Origin of the sequence: Evansella clarkii, from assembly GCF_002019695.1 — a bacterium.
Lineage (GTDB): Bacteria > Bacillota > Bacilli > Bacillales > Salisediminibacteriaceae > Evansella > Evansella clarkii.
This window is the reverse complement of record NZ_KV917376.1, coordinates 4,876,992-4,893,027: the sequence shown is the minus strand read 5'-3', so window position 1 is coordinate 4,893,027 and position 16,036 is coordinate 4,876,992. Positions and strand designations below refer to the sequence as shown.

Here is a 16,036-nt window from a genome sequence, read left to right as displayed (position 1 = left end):
TCGACTTTTTTATTTATATAAAGGGAACCTTCAATCAGTAGGGGGGATTCATCCCCCACTGATTGTTAGTTGAACCAATCGGGATGTTAGCGTCCGTTATCTCCCGCCTGAACATCTTCACCACCACTCATGTTTTGAGGCGGGAGTTTTACGGACGGTTACATCGGGATAACTTTATTCAACTTAAAATTGATCTCCGCTACCGGCAGTTCACTTATGATATTAAGGTTCATACACCTAATAATCAGCAGCTATCCGTACCCGCCGCTTCTCTTAACAAAGATACATGTTTGTCCTTTTTCAGTCATACAATGTATCGAACGACCGGGGGAGGGACTGGTTCATGGATTGGGTTTTGGCTTTAGTGATTTTTATAATAAGTTATGTGTTTATTATCAGCGAGAAGATTAACAGAGCGCTGATTGCCTGTCTGGGCGGAGTATTTATGCTTTTTGCAGGAGTCATTGACCTGAATTCCGCTTTTTTAGAACATATCGACTGGCATACAATCGTCCTTCTATTATCCATGATGATACTCGTTTCAATTACAAGCCAGAGCGGCTTTTTTGAATTCCTTGCGGTGTCACTTGCAAAGTTTATCCACGGAAGGCCTGTCCCCTTGCTGATTGTGATTTCCACGTTGACGGCAATCGGTTCGGCATTCCTGAATAATGTGACAACTGTGCTCCTTATAGTACCTATCGTGCTTACTCTGACTAAAATGCTTAATATAACTGCAATACCTTATTTAATGGCTGCAATAATTGCCTCGAACATAGGGGGGACTGCCACTTTAATTGGAGATCCTCCTAACCTGATGATCGGGCAGGCAGTAGACCACTTGACTTTTAATGCCTTTCTCGTAAACCTGGGACCCATCGTCATCGTCATTTATATTGTTATAATGGCTGGAATTACTTTTTTATACCGAAACCAGTTAGTCGTGGCACGCAAAAACCAGGAAATGCTCATGGCAGTCAGCCCGAGAAGTTATTTAAGGGATCGTCCGCTCCTGTTCAAATCTGTCACAGTGTTAGTGCTCACAACGGCCGGCTTCATCATTCAGCCGCTGTTAAACGTTGATATAACAAGTATTGCAATGGGGGGAGCGCTGCTGTTAATGCTCCTGACTCATGAAGATAAACAGACAGAAGAAATATTTCAGACCATCGAATGGGTCACTTTGTTTTTCTTTGTGGGATTGTTTATGTTAGTCGGGGGATTAAAGGAGACCGGAATTATTGATGAAGTGGCAAAATCGATCATTTATTATACGGAAGGGGACCTGCCGAAAACTGCGATGCTGATTTTATGGGCTTCCGGCATCCTTTCTGGTTTTGTGGATAATATACCTTTTGTAGCAGCCATGATTCCTGTTATTCTAGAATTCCAGGAATACGGTATGAACAATCTGGATCCCCTCTGGTGGGCCCTTGCCCTTGGAGCCTGTCTGGGAGGAAACGGAACATTAATAGGTGCGAGCTCCAACTTAATAGTAGCCGGGCTGGCCGTAAAAGCGAAGCAGCCATTCACCTACATGGACTTTCTGAAAGTAGGGGCTCCTACAGCGATTATTTCCTTCGTACTGTCCAGTTTGTATATATACTTCCGCTACCTGGTTTATTTTCAGTAAACCAGGTTTTTTCGTCTGTAAAAGGTTCAGCGAACTTTTTACTCGGGTATTGCATCAGTTCATTCTTCCTGATGGCAGGTAAAAGACAAGGTACTAGCACTATTCTTGTGGACTTCCCATAATTACCACCCCTTTCTGTTCATTTATAATAGGGCAGTTGTTAAAGATAAGAGGAGAATATGGAAAAGGGGCGTTCACTTTGGAATACGGTACAATCATTTCGAGGACCATCGTTATTTATATTGTGATCCTCCTTGTTTTTCGGTTCATGGGAAAGAGGGAAATAGGAGAGCTTTCTGTAGTAGACTTTGTAATTTCCATTATGCTTGCAGAGCTGGCAGTGCTGTCTATTGAAAATGTCAGTGTTCCTTTGGCAAGACAGATCACTCCTATGCTCATATTAATGATTATTCAGATCAGCCTCGCCTATATATCATTGAAAAGCCGTAAACTCAGGAAGCTTATTGATGGCTCACCTTCTGTGATAATCCGCAATGGAAAAATCGATGAAAAAGAAATGAGAAAGCAGCGCTATAATTTTGATGACTTACTGCTCCAGCTCCGGCAGAAGGATATCAGGTATATGTCTGACGTTGAATTTGCTATTCTTGAGCCGTCCGGGGATCTTTCAATTATCAAAAAAGAGGAAGGGAAGGAGCATAACCAAAGTGCAGTATCTTACCTGCCTCTCCCGTTAATACTCGATGGGAGAGTGCAAAATGACCATTTAAAGGAGATAGGCAGAAATCAGCTGTGGCTGAGGCAGGAACTCAGAAAGCTTGGCTACAGGGATGTGAAGAAAATTTCATACTGCTCTCTGGATAAGAATAATCAGTTATTTATTGATCTGATCGATGAATAGAAAAAGGACATGGTTTCCATTCGGAGCTCCATGTCCCTTTTTGCAGTTTGGGAAAGTATAAAATTTTTAGCGAAGAAGTTAATTCGACGCAGTGAAAATTTTATGGCCGAAGTATAAGTGCAACTACGCCTCTGACTTCGCCTTAAGGCTCGCCAATCGGCGAGTTTTTTTATGCTATTAACTTAAACATGCAGGCTGCATCCTCACCTGATAAAATTCCGCAGAAGGGGGATGCGGGAAGCTTCTTCTTTCTTAATCAGCCCCATGCCAGAAATGATCAGAAGGTAAAAGAAGCCGGATAGTATTATAAGCACTAACGTTCTTGGCAAAAGATCGGTCTGCGTGAATGAATGGTCCCAGAGCCAGTGAGCGAGAGTACCGGTGATAACTATTGCTGTTATCACTTTAAATATATCTCTGATATTTAATGTAAAGCTGATTGTTTTGACAAGAGTGGCGAAATGAAGCAGTGTTACCAGAAGAAAACCGATAACGATAGCCAGTGCAGCTCCCATAATACCAAGCTCCGGTCTTGATGCAAGGACAAAAATAGCTGCTATTTTTACGAAGGCCCCGATAAAACTGTTTATCATAGCAGCTTTGGCAAGGCTCAGGGCCTGGAGGGCAGCCTGGAGTGGACCCTGAAGGTACAGCATAAGGCTGAAAGGCGCCATAATTTTCAAGTAAGCTGCTACTGTGGGTGCATTATACACGAGTTCCATAATAGGTTCTGCAAAAACATAAAGTATGACTACAGAGCAGCCTCCCGAGACAAAAGCAAGCCTCAATGCCTGTTCAAGCCGGTGGTGAATCATTTTGTAGTTATTCTGGTGGGCGGCTTCACTGATGGCAGGAACCAGGGAGACTGAAAGAGAGTAGGTAATAAAAGTAGGCAGCAAAAGCATTGGTATGACATAACCAGCCAGTTCCCCGTACTGTGATGTGGCAACAACTGTAGCTACTCCGGCAAGAGCCAGTGACTGGGCTACAACAATGGGTTCAAAGAAGAAAGAAACAGAACCAATCAGCCTGCTTCCGGTCGTTGGCAGGGCGATTGCCAGTAAATCATTAAGAGTATCCTTCCCATCTTTTGCGTAAGTGAAAAAACGGCGCCTGACCCGGAACTTCTTTTTCCTTTTAAACGTATATATCATGTAAAGTAATGAAGCGAGTTCCCCAAGCACAGCGGAAAGCATAGCACCGGCGGCAGCATACTCGATGCCATACGGTAAAAAAGCAGTGGTAAATGTGGCTACGAGCGTAATTCTTACAAGCTGTTCGATAATCTGCGAATAAGCTGTGGGTTTCATATTCTGAAGACCCTGGAAATACCCTCTTAGAACAGAGGACAACGCTACGATTGGCACTATCGGAGAAATGGCTACCAAAGGATAGAAAGCCCTTGGGTCTGTAAGAAGATGCTGCGAAATTAACGGTGCACCGACTATCATCAGCAATGTAAAGATAATACTCAGAACTGCAGTGACTGACAATGATACTACGAGAATCCGCTTTATTTTTGTCCGGTCATTATCTGCATCCGCTTCAGCTACAAGCTTGGAAATTGCCACTGGCAGTCCAAGCTGTGTCAGAGTGATTATCAGTAACAGGGTGGGCACTGCCATCATATACAGTCCGACCCCTTCAGCCCCCATTATTCTTGCCACAACAATTTTATTGGCAAACCCAAGAATCCGGGTAATAAGCCCGGCCATTATTAAAATAAATGCTCCTTTCAGGAAAGACTGCTTCGTCATAAACCCCCCTGCTTTCTGTAAAAAATCATGGATTTTTTCATTAAGAATGTATATGCTGAAAAGGGGGTCAAGCATGACAAGTTTGAAAATATAACCTTTATATATTACGTTTTTAATATAACGCTGAACTGCAACTGCATAATTTTTGTACAGAGAAGGAGAATGTTTAAGTGGAATGGAGAAATTTATACCGCGGAGCAATGATGGGGACCAGCGATCTCATACCAGGTGTCAGCGGGGGGACCATAGCGGTTTTGCTTGGGATATACGATCAGTTTATAGAAGCTGTAAGCGGGATATTCAGTAAAGACTGGAAAAGGCATCTGCTTTTCCTTATTCCTTTGGGAGTTGGAATGGTACTTGCAATTTTTTCACTGAGTAACCTGATAGAATGGCTGCTTACATACCATTTTGAACCAACACAATTTTTCTTTTTGGGGCTTATTATAGGGATAATTCCATTACTCGTCCGGAACGCCCGTTTAAAAGAAACATTTACTGTAAAACATTATACCGCCCTGATAGCCGCTGCACTGCTCGTAGGCAGTATGGGGTTCATTCCTGCGGAGGAATCCTCGGCTCTTATTGAGTTAACATCATTTTCCGCAGCAGCCGGACTGTTTTTTTCAGGGTGGCTGGCAAGCATGTCCATGCTTCTTCCCGGGATCAGCGGTTCTTTTGTTCTTCTGCTTCTCGGTGTATACCGGACTGCAATAAATGCATTGGCTACTCTGAATTTCCCTGTCATAATTACTATCGGGGCAGGGGTTGCTATAGGGTTTATAGTCAGCAGTAAATTGATTAAATTCCTGCTCCGTAAATATCCTGTAATGGTATATTCCGTAATAATTGGTCTTGTGGCAGGGTCAACTGTCGTGGTTTACCCTGGAATTTCAAGTATGGGTACTCTGTTTCCAAGCATTATTACTTTTATTGGAGGCGCAGCTACAGCGCTGCTCCTGGGCGGTAAAAATTAATTAGTTTTTATCCCGATGTAACCGTCCGTAAACCTCCCGCCTCAAAACATGAGATGAAGCGAAGATGTGTTAGGCGGGAGATAACGGACGCTAACATCCCGATTGGTTCAGCTGACAAACAGTGGGGGATGAACAAAATCCCACTGATTGAAGGTTCACTTTATCTGGGGAGGCATTAAAATGGAAAAAGAAAAAATACAGGTATGGAAAGAAGAAATTGAGCCGGTTTTAAATAGTAAAGCGGAAGAATTACAGATGCTGGGTTATGAGAATGTCTCTCCGGAAGATGTCTGGGAATGCTTCACTGCGAAACTTCCGAGAATTGAAGTTCCCGAAGAGGTGAGGCCACACTGGATTGTAGCTGAAGTATTCAGGCTGAGAGCACATGATTATATGAACTGGCTGACTGTTGCTGCATATAAGGGGCCGGATTGGTTTAAAGAGGACGAGCCGGTTGATGAACGCCTTAGTAATCATAAAAACAGCTAACAGGAATTATATGGTAAATCCATAAAGAAAAGTGATTCGGAAACTGGGGATAACGGTTCATAAAGAACATGAAGCATTGCACGTTTTTTTTTGAATCGCTATAATAAGACTATTGATTTTATTGATATAGTAATGGTTATTCAGTATACAAAGGGAACTTTAGCCGTTCTGCAGGAAGGCTTTGCAGGACAGCTTCTGATAATGACTTTTTTTAACATCCAGAATCACCGTGCCGGGAGATCATTATCTCCAGGAAAGCAGCATTTAAGGAGGAGCATTCGTTCATGAAGAAAAAGAGAGGGGTCAAAAAAGGGCATATTGCCGCATTTTTTGTAATTGTGGCTGCGTTTGCTGCGTTAATAGCTTCAAATGTCCTTGACCATGCCGAAGAAATTAGCTTAGGTCTTGATTTGCAGGGAGGATTCGAGGTCCTTTATGAAGTGCACCCTATTGATGAAGGGCAGCAGATGGACCGTGAATTGCTTACTGATACAGTTGCGGCCCTGAACGCCCGGATTAACGTCCTTGGTGTATCGGAGCCGAACGTTACTATTGAGGGGGACGACCGGGTGCGTGTCCAGCTTGCGGGTGTTACAGACCAGCAGGCCGCCCGGGAACTGCTTGCAACTGAAGCGCGATTATCGTTCCGGGATGTAGACGATAACTTAATGCTTGACGGGTCGGACCTTGTGGAAGGCGGGGCGAGACAAAGCTTCCATCCTGACACGAACCAGCCGATTGTTACAGTTACTCTTGAAGATGCAAACCTTATGGGTGATGTCAGCCAGGAGATAATGCAGAATCCGGATAACCGTATGGCTATCTGGCTTGACTACGATGAAGAAGATACCTTTTACGAAGAAATCCAGAAAGAAGATTCAAAAATAGTTTCTGCTCCTACGGTCAGAAGTGTTCTTCGTACAACAGACATTATGATTGAAGGTAATTTCACTGTGGAATCTGCTCAGCAGCTTGCAGGAGTTTTAAATGCAGGAGCACTGCCTGTTGAACTTGAGGAGCTTTCTGCTAACGCAGTAGGTGCTTCGCTCGGTGAGAGAGCGATGGACCAGGCAATCTATGCAGGCTTTATCGGAATAGGCCTGATCTTTGCTTATATGATTTTTTACTACAGGTTTATGGGGCTTGTCGCTCTTGTTACTTTAAGTATCTATATTTACCTGGTGCTTGTTGTATTCAACTGGATGAATGCTGTTCTTACGCTTCCAGGTATAGCGGCGTTAATCCTTGGAGTGGGGATGGCAGTTGACGCTAATATTATTACTTTCGAGCGGATAAAGGATGAGCTGAGATCCGGCAAGTCTACTATGAGTGCTTTCCGTGCAGGAAGCCGCCGTTCCTTATCCACCATTCTGGATGCTAATATAACAACCATTCTGGCCGCTGCCGTACTGTTCTATTTTGGTACAAGTGCTGTTCAAGGTTTTGCTGTCATGCTCATCGTTAGTATACTTACCAGTTTCCTGACTGCCGTATTCGGCTCAAGATTACTTCTCGGACTATGGGTAAACAGCCGGGTGCTCAATCAGAAACCGCGTATGTTCGGTGTAAAGGAGCGTGAAATCAGTGAACTTTGAACATGAAAATACAAAAATTGATTTTGTAAAACACAGAAAGAAGTTTTTCATATTTTCCGGAATTTTGCTTATGACCGGGGTGATTCTCCTGGTGACGCTCGGCCTGAATCTGGGAATTGATTTCCGGAGCGGTACAACGGTTGAAGTTCTTGCGGACGAGACTGTAACTGCCGAGGAAATTGCCGGAGAGTTTCAGGAGCTCGGGCTCGAGCCTGATGATATTACTTTGGCCGGAGGAGCAAATGATATTGCGAGAGCTGCATTTATCGGAGCTTTAGGCCAGCAGGAAACGCTGGAAGTCCAGGCCCACTTTGAAGAGCTGTACGGGAATACTCCAAACGTGAGTACCGTTACTCCGATTGTTGGGGAAGAACTGGCGCGAAATGCTATTATATCTGTTCTTATTGCTGCGGTGGGAATTATAATTTACGTGACAATAAGATTCGAGTTTCTGTATGGCATATCGGCAATTATCGCCTTGTTCCATGATGCTTTGTTTATATTAACCGTTTTTGCTATTGTGCAAATGGAAGTGAATATTCCGTTCATTGCGGCTGTGCTTACAATAATAGGTTATTCTATAAACGATACGATTGTAACCTTTGACAGGATCAGAGAAAATATGAGTTATGAAAAACGGATCAAAACGTTTGATGACCTGGCAAGAGTGGTTAATAAAAGCCTGGTGCAGACTCTTGCAAGATCTATTAATACGGTGCTCACTGTTGTATTCGCTGCAGCTGCTTTATTTATCTTCGGCGGGGAAGCAATTCGTACATTCTCTTTCGCTCTCGTAGTGGGGCTTGTAGCTGGAACTTATTCCTCTCTGTTTATAGCTGCTCAGCTATGGATGGTGCTGAAATGGAAACAGCTTCAGCGGAAAAAGAAACAGCGAACAGCAGAACCGACAGAAGCATAATTTTAATTAAGGGGGTGCCTCAAAGTTTAACTTTTGAGACACCCTTTTTTGGTGCTGTACTTCGAAATGTCATTAATTTAAAAGAAAGTTAATTAACAGGAGGGAAATAGCAAATAATGTTATAGTAGTTAAAATAAGCGGAAATGTTCAACGAGGTGTATAAAATGCTTGAAGAAAACAGACATGATGAACGGTATAAGAAAGTCCGGTTTGGTGCCTGGGTTGGGATAATCGGAAATATTCTGCTTGCGGCAATTAAAGCTATAGTCGGTGTTATCGCAGACAGCCGGGCTCTTGTGGCAGACGCTGTCCACTCCGCCTCGGATGTAGTCGGGTCAGTGGCTGTACTAATCGGCATCAGGGCGGCGAAGATGCCTCCAGATGAAGATCACCCTTACGGCCACGGAAAAGCGGAAACTGTTACTGCGATTATCGTGGCGGTATTATTATTCATCGTTGGTCTGGAAATAGCAATTAATGCAGGAAAATCATTCTTTGAACCCATTGCAGTTCCTGGTACAGCGGCAATATATGCAGTTATTTTTTCAATTATAGTTAAAGAATTGATGTTTCGCTATAAAATTCATCTGGGTAAAAAATACCGAAGTGATGCGTTGATTACAGATGCATGGCATCACCGTTCAGATGTCTTTTCTTCAGTCGCTGCTCTTATTGGAATCGGAGCCTCCATTTTTGGGGGAATGGCAGACATTCCATGGCTCGTATACGCTGATCCTCTTGCCGGGTTATTTGTTGCTGTATTAATTATAAAAATGGCCTGGAAACTTGGCAGTGAAGCGATTCATAATACTCTCGACCACGTACTACACGAAGAAGATACTGTTGAGATGGAGAAAATGGCCAGAGGAGTACCTGGAGTTATGGCAGTTAACGAGCTCCTGGCCAGGGAACACGGACACTATGTCATCGTGGATATTAAAATTGCAGTAGATCCACATATATCTGTAGAAGAAGGGCATACAATCGGGAAACAAGTGAAAAAGACACTTATGGAGGATGATTATGTTCAGGATGTGAGAATTCATATAAATCCTTATTCTGAGGAGGGGTGATGGATAATGAAGCGTCAGTGGGCTATTATTACAGGCATTATTATTGTTTTAATTATAGCTATCTTCGCTGTTATAAACGTTGATCCTGTAGAAGTGAATTATTTATTCGGCCGGGCCGAATGGCCGCTTGTATTAGTAATTATCAGTTCTGTTCTTATGGGCGGTTTAATTACCGGAAGCGCAGCTATGTATAAGCTGCATAAACAGAAACAGGAGATAAAACGCCTGAAAAATCGTCTTCAGTCGCATGATGAAAGCTGGAGTGAACAAGAAAACGAGGTTGCTTCAGGCAAAGAAGAAGAAGAAGAGCTTCCAGGGGGAAGGGTCGCCAGAAAAAGAATGAAATCAAAGTAGACGAAATAGTATATGAATCATTGCCACCTTTGTTGACCTTATGTATAATAATTTGGTCAGGGGTGGTTTTTTATATGCTAACATCAAAGGCACGGTGGAAAGTTTCAGAGACTGATGAATTAAAAGTTAACTATTTTTCTGAACAGCTGGGGCTTTCAAAAATAGCCTCCCGTTTTTTAGTACAGAGAGGTTTTACAGAAACGGAAACGGCTAAAACTTTTTTAAATATAGACGAATCATGTATTCACAGCCCGTATTTGTTAAAAGATATGGAAAAAGCAATAGAGAGAATTAAAGAAGGCATAAGAAATGAAGAAAAGATACTTATTTTTGGTGATTATGACGCGGATGGAGTAACGAGTACCTCTCTTATGTTTTTAACGCTCAGAGAACTTGGAGCTCAGGTAGGGTATTATGTTCCGAACCGGTTTACAGAAGGGTACGGTCCGAATGAAGGTGCATTCAGGCAGGCGAAAGAAGAGGGAGTTTCTATTATTATAACGGTGGACACTGGTATCTCAGCAGTATATGAAGCACAAGTTGCAAGAGAACTGGGAATAGACCTGATTATTACAGACCACCATGAACCTCCTCCAGAGATACCTGATGCCTATGCGGTTATCAACCCTAAGCAGGAGGACTGCTTCTATCCGAACCCTAACCTTGCTGGTGTGGGAGTTGCAGGAAAAACGGCTCACGCTCTGCTTGGAGAACTTCCGGAAAAATATCTGGATCTGATAGCCATTGGAACTATCGCAGATTTAGTGCCTTTAACAGATGAGAACAGATTCTTTGCATCCGCAGGAATCCGGAGACTGTCAATGGTACAGCGCCCCGGTTTGAAAGCACTTATGGATCATTGCGGAATTAATCCACAGGAATTAACGGAGGAATCTGTCGGCTTTGGTATCGGTCCCCGGCTGAACGCTGCTGGGAGAATGGATTCTGCCGATCCGGCAGTACAGCTGCTGATCAGCGAAGATATGCTGGAAGCAGATGAACTGGCTGTAATGATAGACGATTTAAATAAAGAACGTCAGAAGGTTGTTGCTGATATCGCTGAAGAAGCAGAGCGGCAAGTGGAGGAACAGGGACTGTCTTCTGTCATCATAGTTGGTAACGAAGGCTGGAACGCAGGCGTTATTGGAATTGTTGCAAGCAGACTGACTGAAAAGTATTACCGGCCGTCAATTGTTCTGAGCATAGACAGTGAAACAGGGCTCGCAAAAGGCTCTGCAAGGAGCATTGATGGATTTGATATGTTCAAGTCCCTGTCCCAGTGCCGTGAATGGCTCCCTCACTTCGGCGGGCACCCGATGGCCGCCGGGTTAACGATGAAAACAGAGCATATACAGCCGCTGCAGAAAAAAATGAATGAAATAGCTGAGGCGACAGTTAAGCCTGAAGACTGGATAAGATCATTATCAGTCGATCTTCCGGTTAAATTATCAGAAGTAACAGTAGAAGCAATAAAAGACCTCCAAATGATGGCCCCATTTGGAGTCGGGAACCCGTCTCCTAAAATACTTCTGGACGGTGTGAATTTATCCGTTCTGAAAAAAATCGGCTCAAAAAAGGATCACCTTAAAGTAACTTTTAAAGAGAGTACTAATATGGTAGACGGGATAGGGTTTCGTATGGGCGAGCTTTACGATGAAATTTCGCCTCATGCTAAAGCCTCTGTCGTAGGGAAGTTATCGATTAATGAATGGAATGGCCATGTAAAACCACAGGTGATTATTGAAGATATGAAGGTGGATGAATGGCAGCTCTTTGATTTAAGAGGGCTGAAGGATCCCTGGCAGCAAATGGAACATCTTACTCCTGAAACTGTGATCGTCACTGTATGGAATAAAGAATCAGGAGAAATGGTTAAAAAACTTCCTGATAACTGGAAAGTGCTTCAGATGACGGAAGGTCCGGAAGATACAGTGACAGATCTTACGAATAAGAATGTTTTACTGTTTGATTTACCCGGGAGTATGGAAGATCTGAGAGAATTCTTTCAGAAACATGGTAAACCAGGGAGGATTTACGCAGCATTCATACATGATAAAGATCATTTTTTTGAAATGCTTCCAACAAGAGATCATTTTAAGTGGTTTTACGCATTTTTAATGAAACGAAAATCCTTTAACCTGAAGGATAATGCTGAAAGCCTTTCCGCTCATAAAGGCTGGCCCGTAACGGCAGTTCATTTTATATGTAAGGTGTTTTTTGAACTGGGATTTGTTACAATAAACAATGGAGTTGTTGAGCTCAAAGATAGCCCTGAAAAGAAGGATCTGACAGAATCAGCTTCATACAGGCGTCAGCTTGAGCAGAGCGACATAGAAGATAAGCTGTTTTATTCATCCAATGCTGATTTGAAACAGCTCTTCGAAGATCTTCTGGAGGAAACTACATTTCCTGTATCAGCGGAGTAAGGACATTTTAGTCCGGAAAGCTGACAAACAATAACCACTAAACGAATCAGTATATTTGCTGCAGCTCTCAACGAACGATGCAGAAACTAGGAGGAAATTGAGTATGGATTTTAAAGAGTATATAACAGTAGTGCCGGACTGGCCAAAAGAAGGTATAAAATTTAAAGATATTACTACTCTTATGGATAATGGAGCAGTTTATAAAAAGGCAATTGATGAAATGGCCGATTTTGCCCGTGAAAAAGATATTGATATCGTTGTGGGGCCGGAAGCACGCGGGTTTGTTGTAGGCTGTCCTATTGCATACGCACTTGAGGTAGGTTTTGCTCCTGTCCGTAAAGCAGGAAAGCTTCCAAGAGAAGTCATTCAGGTAGATTACGGCCTTGAATACGGTAAAGATTCACTAAGCATGCACAAGGACGCTATTAAGCCTGGACAGAAGGTGCTTATTGCCGATGACCTTCTTGCGACTGGCGGAACGATTGAAGCAACAATTAAAATGGTTGAAGACCTTGGCGGCATCGTAGCAGGTATTGCATTTATGATCGAACTCAGCTATCTGGATGGCCGCGATAAGCTGGAAAACTACGATGTATACTCTCTTATGACTTATTAAAATCCGGCAAAACAGTCTTGCCGATAATAAAACTGGAAGGAGGTGCCCTCACAGGCGCCTCCTTCAGTCAATGTAATTGCACTGTTATTTTTTCTGTACTATACTATTTTCATCCTATTTTTCATCATAATATGTTATGCTTGTATAAAGTCTTTTCTGCGGAAGAGACGCTTTTTTTATAGAACTTTCGACAATATTTTCAAACTTTACTTTTAAGTTGAAATATATTAATAATAAAAGAAATATATACTGGATGTTAGGTGATTTCATGACTTATGAACAGGTGCTAGAAAAGGCAAGTGAATATTTATCTGATAAAGATGTCGCTTTTTTAAAGGAAGCGTATAAATTGGCGGAGTCTGCCCACAGTGAACAAACTCGTAAGTCAGGTGAGCCTTATATTTGGCATCCGGTTCAAGTTGCAGGAATATTAACTGAGCTTGGTATGGACCCGAATACTATCGCAGCGGCTTTTCTTCATGATGTAGTGGAGGATACAGATATTTCACTGGATGTCCTTGAAGCTAAATTCGGTAAAGAAGTAGCCATGCTCGTTGATGGTGTTACAAAGCTTGGGAAAATTAAATATAAATCTAAAGAAGAACAACAGGCGGAAAACCACAGAAAAATGTTCGTGGCAATGGCAAAGGATATTCGTGTTATCTTAATTAAGCTTGCGGACAGACTTCATAATATGCGGACGTTAAAACATCTGCCTCCTGAGAAACAGCGGAGAATCGCCAATGAAACACTGGAAATCTTCGCGCCCCTCGCGCACAGACTCGGTATTTCAAAGATCAAGTGGGAACTTGAAGATACTGCCTTAAGATATTTAAATCCACAGCAGTATTACAGAATCGTTAATCTTATGAAGAAAAAACGTGCGGAACGTGAGCAATACATTGAAGAACTGCAGAACAAAATTAAAGAACGACTTGAGAAGCTGGATGTAAAAGCTGAAATTCACGGACGGGCAAAACACATCTACAGCATCTACAGAAAAATGGCACTGCAGAACAAACAATTTAATGAAATTTATGATCTTCTTGCTGTACGCATCATTGTCAGCAGCATTAAAGACTGTTACGCAGTACTTGGCATTATCCATACGCACTGGAAGCCAATGCCCGGAAGGTTTAAAGATTACATCGCCATGCCAAAGGCAAATATGTATCAATCTCTTCACACGACAGTGATCGGGCCTAAAGGAGATCCTCTGGAAGTCCAGATTCGCTCCGAGGAGATGCACAAGATTGCCGAATTTGGGGTTGCAGCACACTGGGCGTATAAAGAAGGCAAAACACTGGATACAAAAGAAACGCTGGAGACAAAGATGTCCTGGTTCCGTGAAATTCTTGAATGGCAGAATGATACAAGTGATGCACAGGAATTTATGGAATCTCTGAAAATCGATCTGTTCAGTGATATGGTATTTGTCTTTACTCCTAAGGGAGATGTCATTGAACTGCCTAAAGGTTCGGTGCCTCTCGATTTTGCATACAGAATTCATACAGAAGTAGGCAACCGCTGTATAGGAGCGAAAGTTAACGGCAAAATGGTTCCTCTTGACTACAAACTGCAGACTGGGGACATTGTGGAGGTTCTTACTTCAAAACATTCCTATGGACCGAGTCAGGACTGGCTGAAAGTAACTCAGAGTTCACATGCAAAAAATAAGATCAGACAATGGTTCAAAAAAGAACGCCGGGAAGAAAATGTGGATAAAGGCCGGGAAATGGTCGAGAAAGAGCTGGAGAAAAAAGGTTATTCACAAAAAGAAGCATTAACTGCTGAAAATATTAACAGGGTCGCCAATAAATTTAATTTTACAGCAGAAGAGGATATGTATGCAGCTGTAGGTTATGGTGGGATAACTGCTTCTCAGATTGTTACGCGGCTGACTGACAACATCCGTAAAAAACAGGATGAGCTGAACGAAAACCAGACACTAACGGAAGCGGTAGAAGAGTTAAAAAAATACGAACCAACTAAAAAAGCAAGCACTGGTGTGAGAGTGAAGGGGATAGACAATTTACTAATCCGTATTTCACGCTGCTGCACACCTGTTCCAGGTGATGATATCGTCGGTTATATCACGAAAGGACGGGGAGTATCCATCCACCGGAGTGACTGCCCTAACATTAATACAGAAGAAGCGAATACCCGCCTTCTTCCGGTAGAGTGGGAAGGGACTAAGGAGCAGTCCAAGAATTACAATGTGGATATCGAAATCTCAGGCTACGACCGCCGTGGTTTGTTAAATGAAGTTCTTCAGGCAGTAGCGGAAACAAAGACAAATATTAATGCCGTCTCAGGCCGGTCTGACAAAAATAAAATGGCTACAATTAATATGACTATATCAATTCAGAACGTTGCTCATCTGCAGAAAGTTGTTGAGCGGATTAAACAAATTTCCGATATTTATTCAGTAAGAAGAATTATGCATTAACTTTAAGTGTGCGGGATGCTTTTTAAAAAGTCCGGCCGGCGAATGCCGCTCCTTAGATACTAAATGAGGAAATGGAAGAAACTGTTGGGATTGAGGGATTGATATGAAGGTTATTGTACAGCGTTCACTACAGGCTAAAGTAGAAGTAAATGGAGAAACAGCAGGTAAGATAGAATCCGGATTAATGCTGCTGGTCGGTGTTACTCATGACGATACAGAAGAAGATGCACAGTATCTTGCAGATAAAATCGTCAATCTGCGTATATTTGAAGATGAAAATGAAAAGCTAAACCTCTCTGTAAAAGATACAGAGGGCCAGATTTTATCCATTTCCCAGTTCACCTTGTATGGTGACTGCCGAAAAGGCAGGAGGCCGAATTTTATGGCTGCTGCGAAACCTGACCATGCAGAGAAACTTTATGATTTTTTTAATGAAAAGCTCAGGGAAAATGGGATCCATGTGGAGACTGGAAGATTTGGCGAGATGATGGATGTTTCTTTTACAAATCACGGGCCTGTGACGCTAATAGTGGAAAGCAGGTAAAGAGTGCTCCTGCGGTTACTCGTGGCAGATAAAGAGTGTCGCTCGTGATCAAGGCGCTTGCGCTTTTCTTATGAGTAATTTCCTGCTTTTTCGGTAAAACTGTATAAAAAAGCGGAGGTACAAGTTTCATGAGGTCAGGACGGCAGCAACAGCGGTTCACGAGCAACTCCTCCCGTGTTTTCGGGGTCGATGGCAGGCATTTTACCGGACCCGATGAGGGAGCAGGGTATATTGAACAGGCTTCAGAATTTGGAGTCTCATCAAGGGAAATGAAAGCAATTAAACAGCGAATTGAGAGGGGGTAAATTATTACTGTTAACTTTTATGCTTGACAGTTAATAA

Annotated in this window: 15 protein-coding genes; 14 read left to right on the top strand and 1 reads right to left on the bottom strand. The window is 42.7% G+C overall.

The annotated features are described in order from the left end of the window. The first annotated feature begins 343 nt into the window (after positions 1–343). Complete coding sequence (locus BK582_RS23240) at positions 344–1,633, top strand: ArsB/NhaD family transporter (protein WP_167553256.1); 1,290 nt, start codon at positions 344–346, stop codon at positions 1,631–1,633. Between the two features lie 199 nt (positions 1,634–1,832). Then, a complete protein-coding gene (locus BK582_RS23235) occupies positions 1,833–2,495 on the top strand; it encodes a DUF421 domain-containing protein (RefSeq protein WP_078597312.1) in 663 nt (220 codons plus the stop codon). Positions 2,496–2,698: 203 nt separating this feature from the next. On the opposite strand, the gene spoVB is transcribed toward BK582_RS23235, so the two are convergent. Next, complete coding sequence (gene spoVB, locus BK582_RS23230; RefSeq protein ID WP_078597311.1) at positions 2,699–4,252, bottom strand: stage V sporulation protein B; 1,554 nt, start codon at positions 4,250–4,252, stop codon at positions 2,699–2,701. A gap of 170 nt (positions 4,253–4,422) precedes the next feature. Between spoVB and BK582_RS23225 the strand changes: the two genes are divergently transcribed. The 12 genes from BK582_RS23225 (at position 4,423) to BK582_RS27385 (ending at position 15,999) form a co-directional block, all read left to right on the top strand. Further along, entirely contained in the window at positions 4,423–5,229 is an 807-nt protein-coding gene (locus BK582_RS23225; protein ID WP_078597310.1) for a DUF368 domain-containing protein, read from the top strand. 180 nt (positions 5,230–5,409) lie between these two features. Further along, positions 5,410–5,718, top strand: coding sequence for a post-transcriptional regulator (locus BK582_RS23220; RefSeq protein WP_078597309.1), 309 nt, complete (start codon positions 5,410–5,412; stop codon positions 5,716–5,718). Between the two features lie 90 nt (positions 5,719–5,808). Further along, positions 5,809–6,006 carry a hypothetical protein gene (locus tag BK582_RS27390; RefSeq protein WP_078597308.1) on the top strand — a complete coding sequence of 66 codons (198 nt, stop codon included), beginning with the start codon at positions 5,809–5,811 and terminating at the stop codon, positions 6,004–6,006. After that, on the top strand, positions 6,003–7,313 hold the full coding sequence (gene secD / locus BK582_RS23210) for a protein translocase subunit SecD (RefSeq protein WP_078597307.1): 1,311 nt from the start codon (positions 6,003–6,005) through the stop codon (positions 7,311–7,313). Before BK582_RS27390 ends, secD begins: the two co-directional genes overlap by 4 nt. After that, positions 7,303–8,232, top strand: a complete 930-nt coding sequence (gene secF, locus BK582_RS23205; RefSeq protein ID WP_078597306.1) for a protein translocase subunit SecF — start codon at positions 7,303–7,305, stop codon at positions 8,230–8,232. The genes secD and secF overlap by 11 nt, the downstream gene beginning before the upstream one ends. Positions 8,233–8,396: 164 nt before the next feature. Continuing rightward, positions 8,397–9,305 (top strand): cation diffusion facilitator family transporter, encoded by a 909-nt coding sequence (locus tag BK582_RS23200; protein ID WP_078597305.1) that lies wholly within the window; start codon positions 8,397–8,399, stop codon positions 9,303–9,305. 6 nt (positions 9,306–9,311) lie between these two features. After that, entirely contained in the window at positions 9,312–9,659 is a 348-nt protein-coding gene (locus BK582_RS23195; protein WP_078597304.1) for a LapA family protein, read from the top strand. A gap of 74 nt (positions 9,660–9,733) precedes the next feature. Further along, on the top strand, positions 9,734–12,085 hold the full coding sequence (gene recJ / locus BK582_RS23190; RefSeq protein WP_078597303.1) for a single-stranded-DNA-specific exonuclease RecJ: 2,352 nt from the start codon (positions 9,734–9,736) through the stop codon (positions 12,083–12,085). Between the two features lie 103 nt (positions 12,086–12,188). Beyond that, positions 12,189–12,701, top strand: coding sequence for an adenine phosphoribosyltransferase (locus BK582_RS23185; RefSeq protein WP_078597302.1), 513 nt, complete (start codon positions 12,189–12,191; stop codon positions 12,699–12,701). Between the two features lie 268 nt (positions 12,702–12,969). Continuing rightward, positions 12,970–15,150 carry a RelA/SpoT family protein gene (locus BK582_RS23180; RefSeq protein WP_088035810.1) on the top strand — a complete coding sequence of 727 codons (2,181 nt, stop codon included), beginning with the start codon at positions 12,970–12,972 and terminating at the stop codon, positions 15,148–15,150. Between the two features lie 103 nt (positions 15,151–15,253). After that, complete coding sequence (gene dtd / locus BK582_RS23175; RefSeq protein ID WP_078597300.1) at positions 15,254–15,694, top strand: D-aminoacyl-tRNA deacylase; 441 nt, start codon at positions 15,254–15,256, stop codon at positions 15,692–15,694. 128 nt (positions 15,695–15,822) lie between these two features. Further along, the gene (locus tag BK582_RS27385; protein ID WP_167553255.1) at positions 15,823–15,999 is read left to right on the top strand and encodes a hypothetical protein; all 177 of its coding nucleotides are present in this window, start codon (positions 15,823–15,825) and stop codon (positions 15,997–15,999) included. The last annotated feature ends 37 nt before the right edge of the window (positions 16,000–16,036 follow it).

Excerpts from the sequence above, each read along its gene's own strand:
- BK582_RS23240 (WP_167553256.1), top strand. The coding sequence starts at position 344 with ATGGATTGGGTTTTGGCTTTAGTGATTTTTATAATAAGTTATGTGTTT.
- spoVB (WP_078597311.1), bottom strand. The coding sequence starts at position 4,252 with ATGACGAAGCAGTCTTTCCTGAAAGGAGCATTTATTTTAATAATGGCC.
- BK582_RS23220 (WP_078597309.1), top strand. The coding sequence starts at position 5,410 with ATGGAAAAAGAAAAAATACAGGTATGGAAAGAAGAAATTGAGCCGGTT.
- secD (WP_078597307.1), top strand. The coding sequence starts at position 6,003 with ATGAAGAAAAAGAGAGGGGTCAAAAAAGGGCATATTGCCGCATTTTTT.
- BK582_RS23200 (WP_078597305.1), top strand. The coding sequence starts at position 8,397 with ATGCTTGAAGAAAACAGACATGATGAACGGTATAAGAAAGTCCGGTTT.
- BK582_RS23195 (WP_078597304.1), top strand. The coding sequence starts at position 9,312 with ATGAAGCGTCAGTGGGCTATTATTACAGGCATTATTATTGTTTTAATT.
- recJ (WP_078597303.1), top strand. The coding sequence starts at position 9,734 with ATGCTAACATCAAAGGCACGGTGGAAAGTTTCAGAGACTGATGAATTA.
- BK582_RS23185 (WP_078597302.1), top strand. The coding sequence starts at position 12,189 with ATGGATTTTAAAGAGTATATAACAGTAGTGCCGGACTGGCCAAAAGAA.
- BK582_RS23180 (WP_088035810.1), top strand. The coding sequence starts at position 12,970 with ATGACTTATGAACAGGTGCTAGAAAAGGCAAGTGAATATTTATCTGAT.
- dtd (WP_078597300.1), top strand. The coding sequence starts at position 15,254 with ATGAAGGTTATTGTACAGCGTTCACTACAGGCTAAAGTAGAAGTAAAT.
- BK582_RS27385 (WP_167553255.1), top strand. The coding sequence starts at position 15,823 with ATGAGGTCAGGACGGCAGCAACAGCGGTTCACGAGCAACTCCTCCCGT.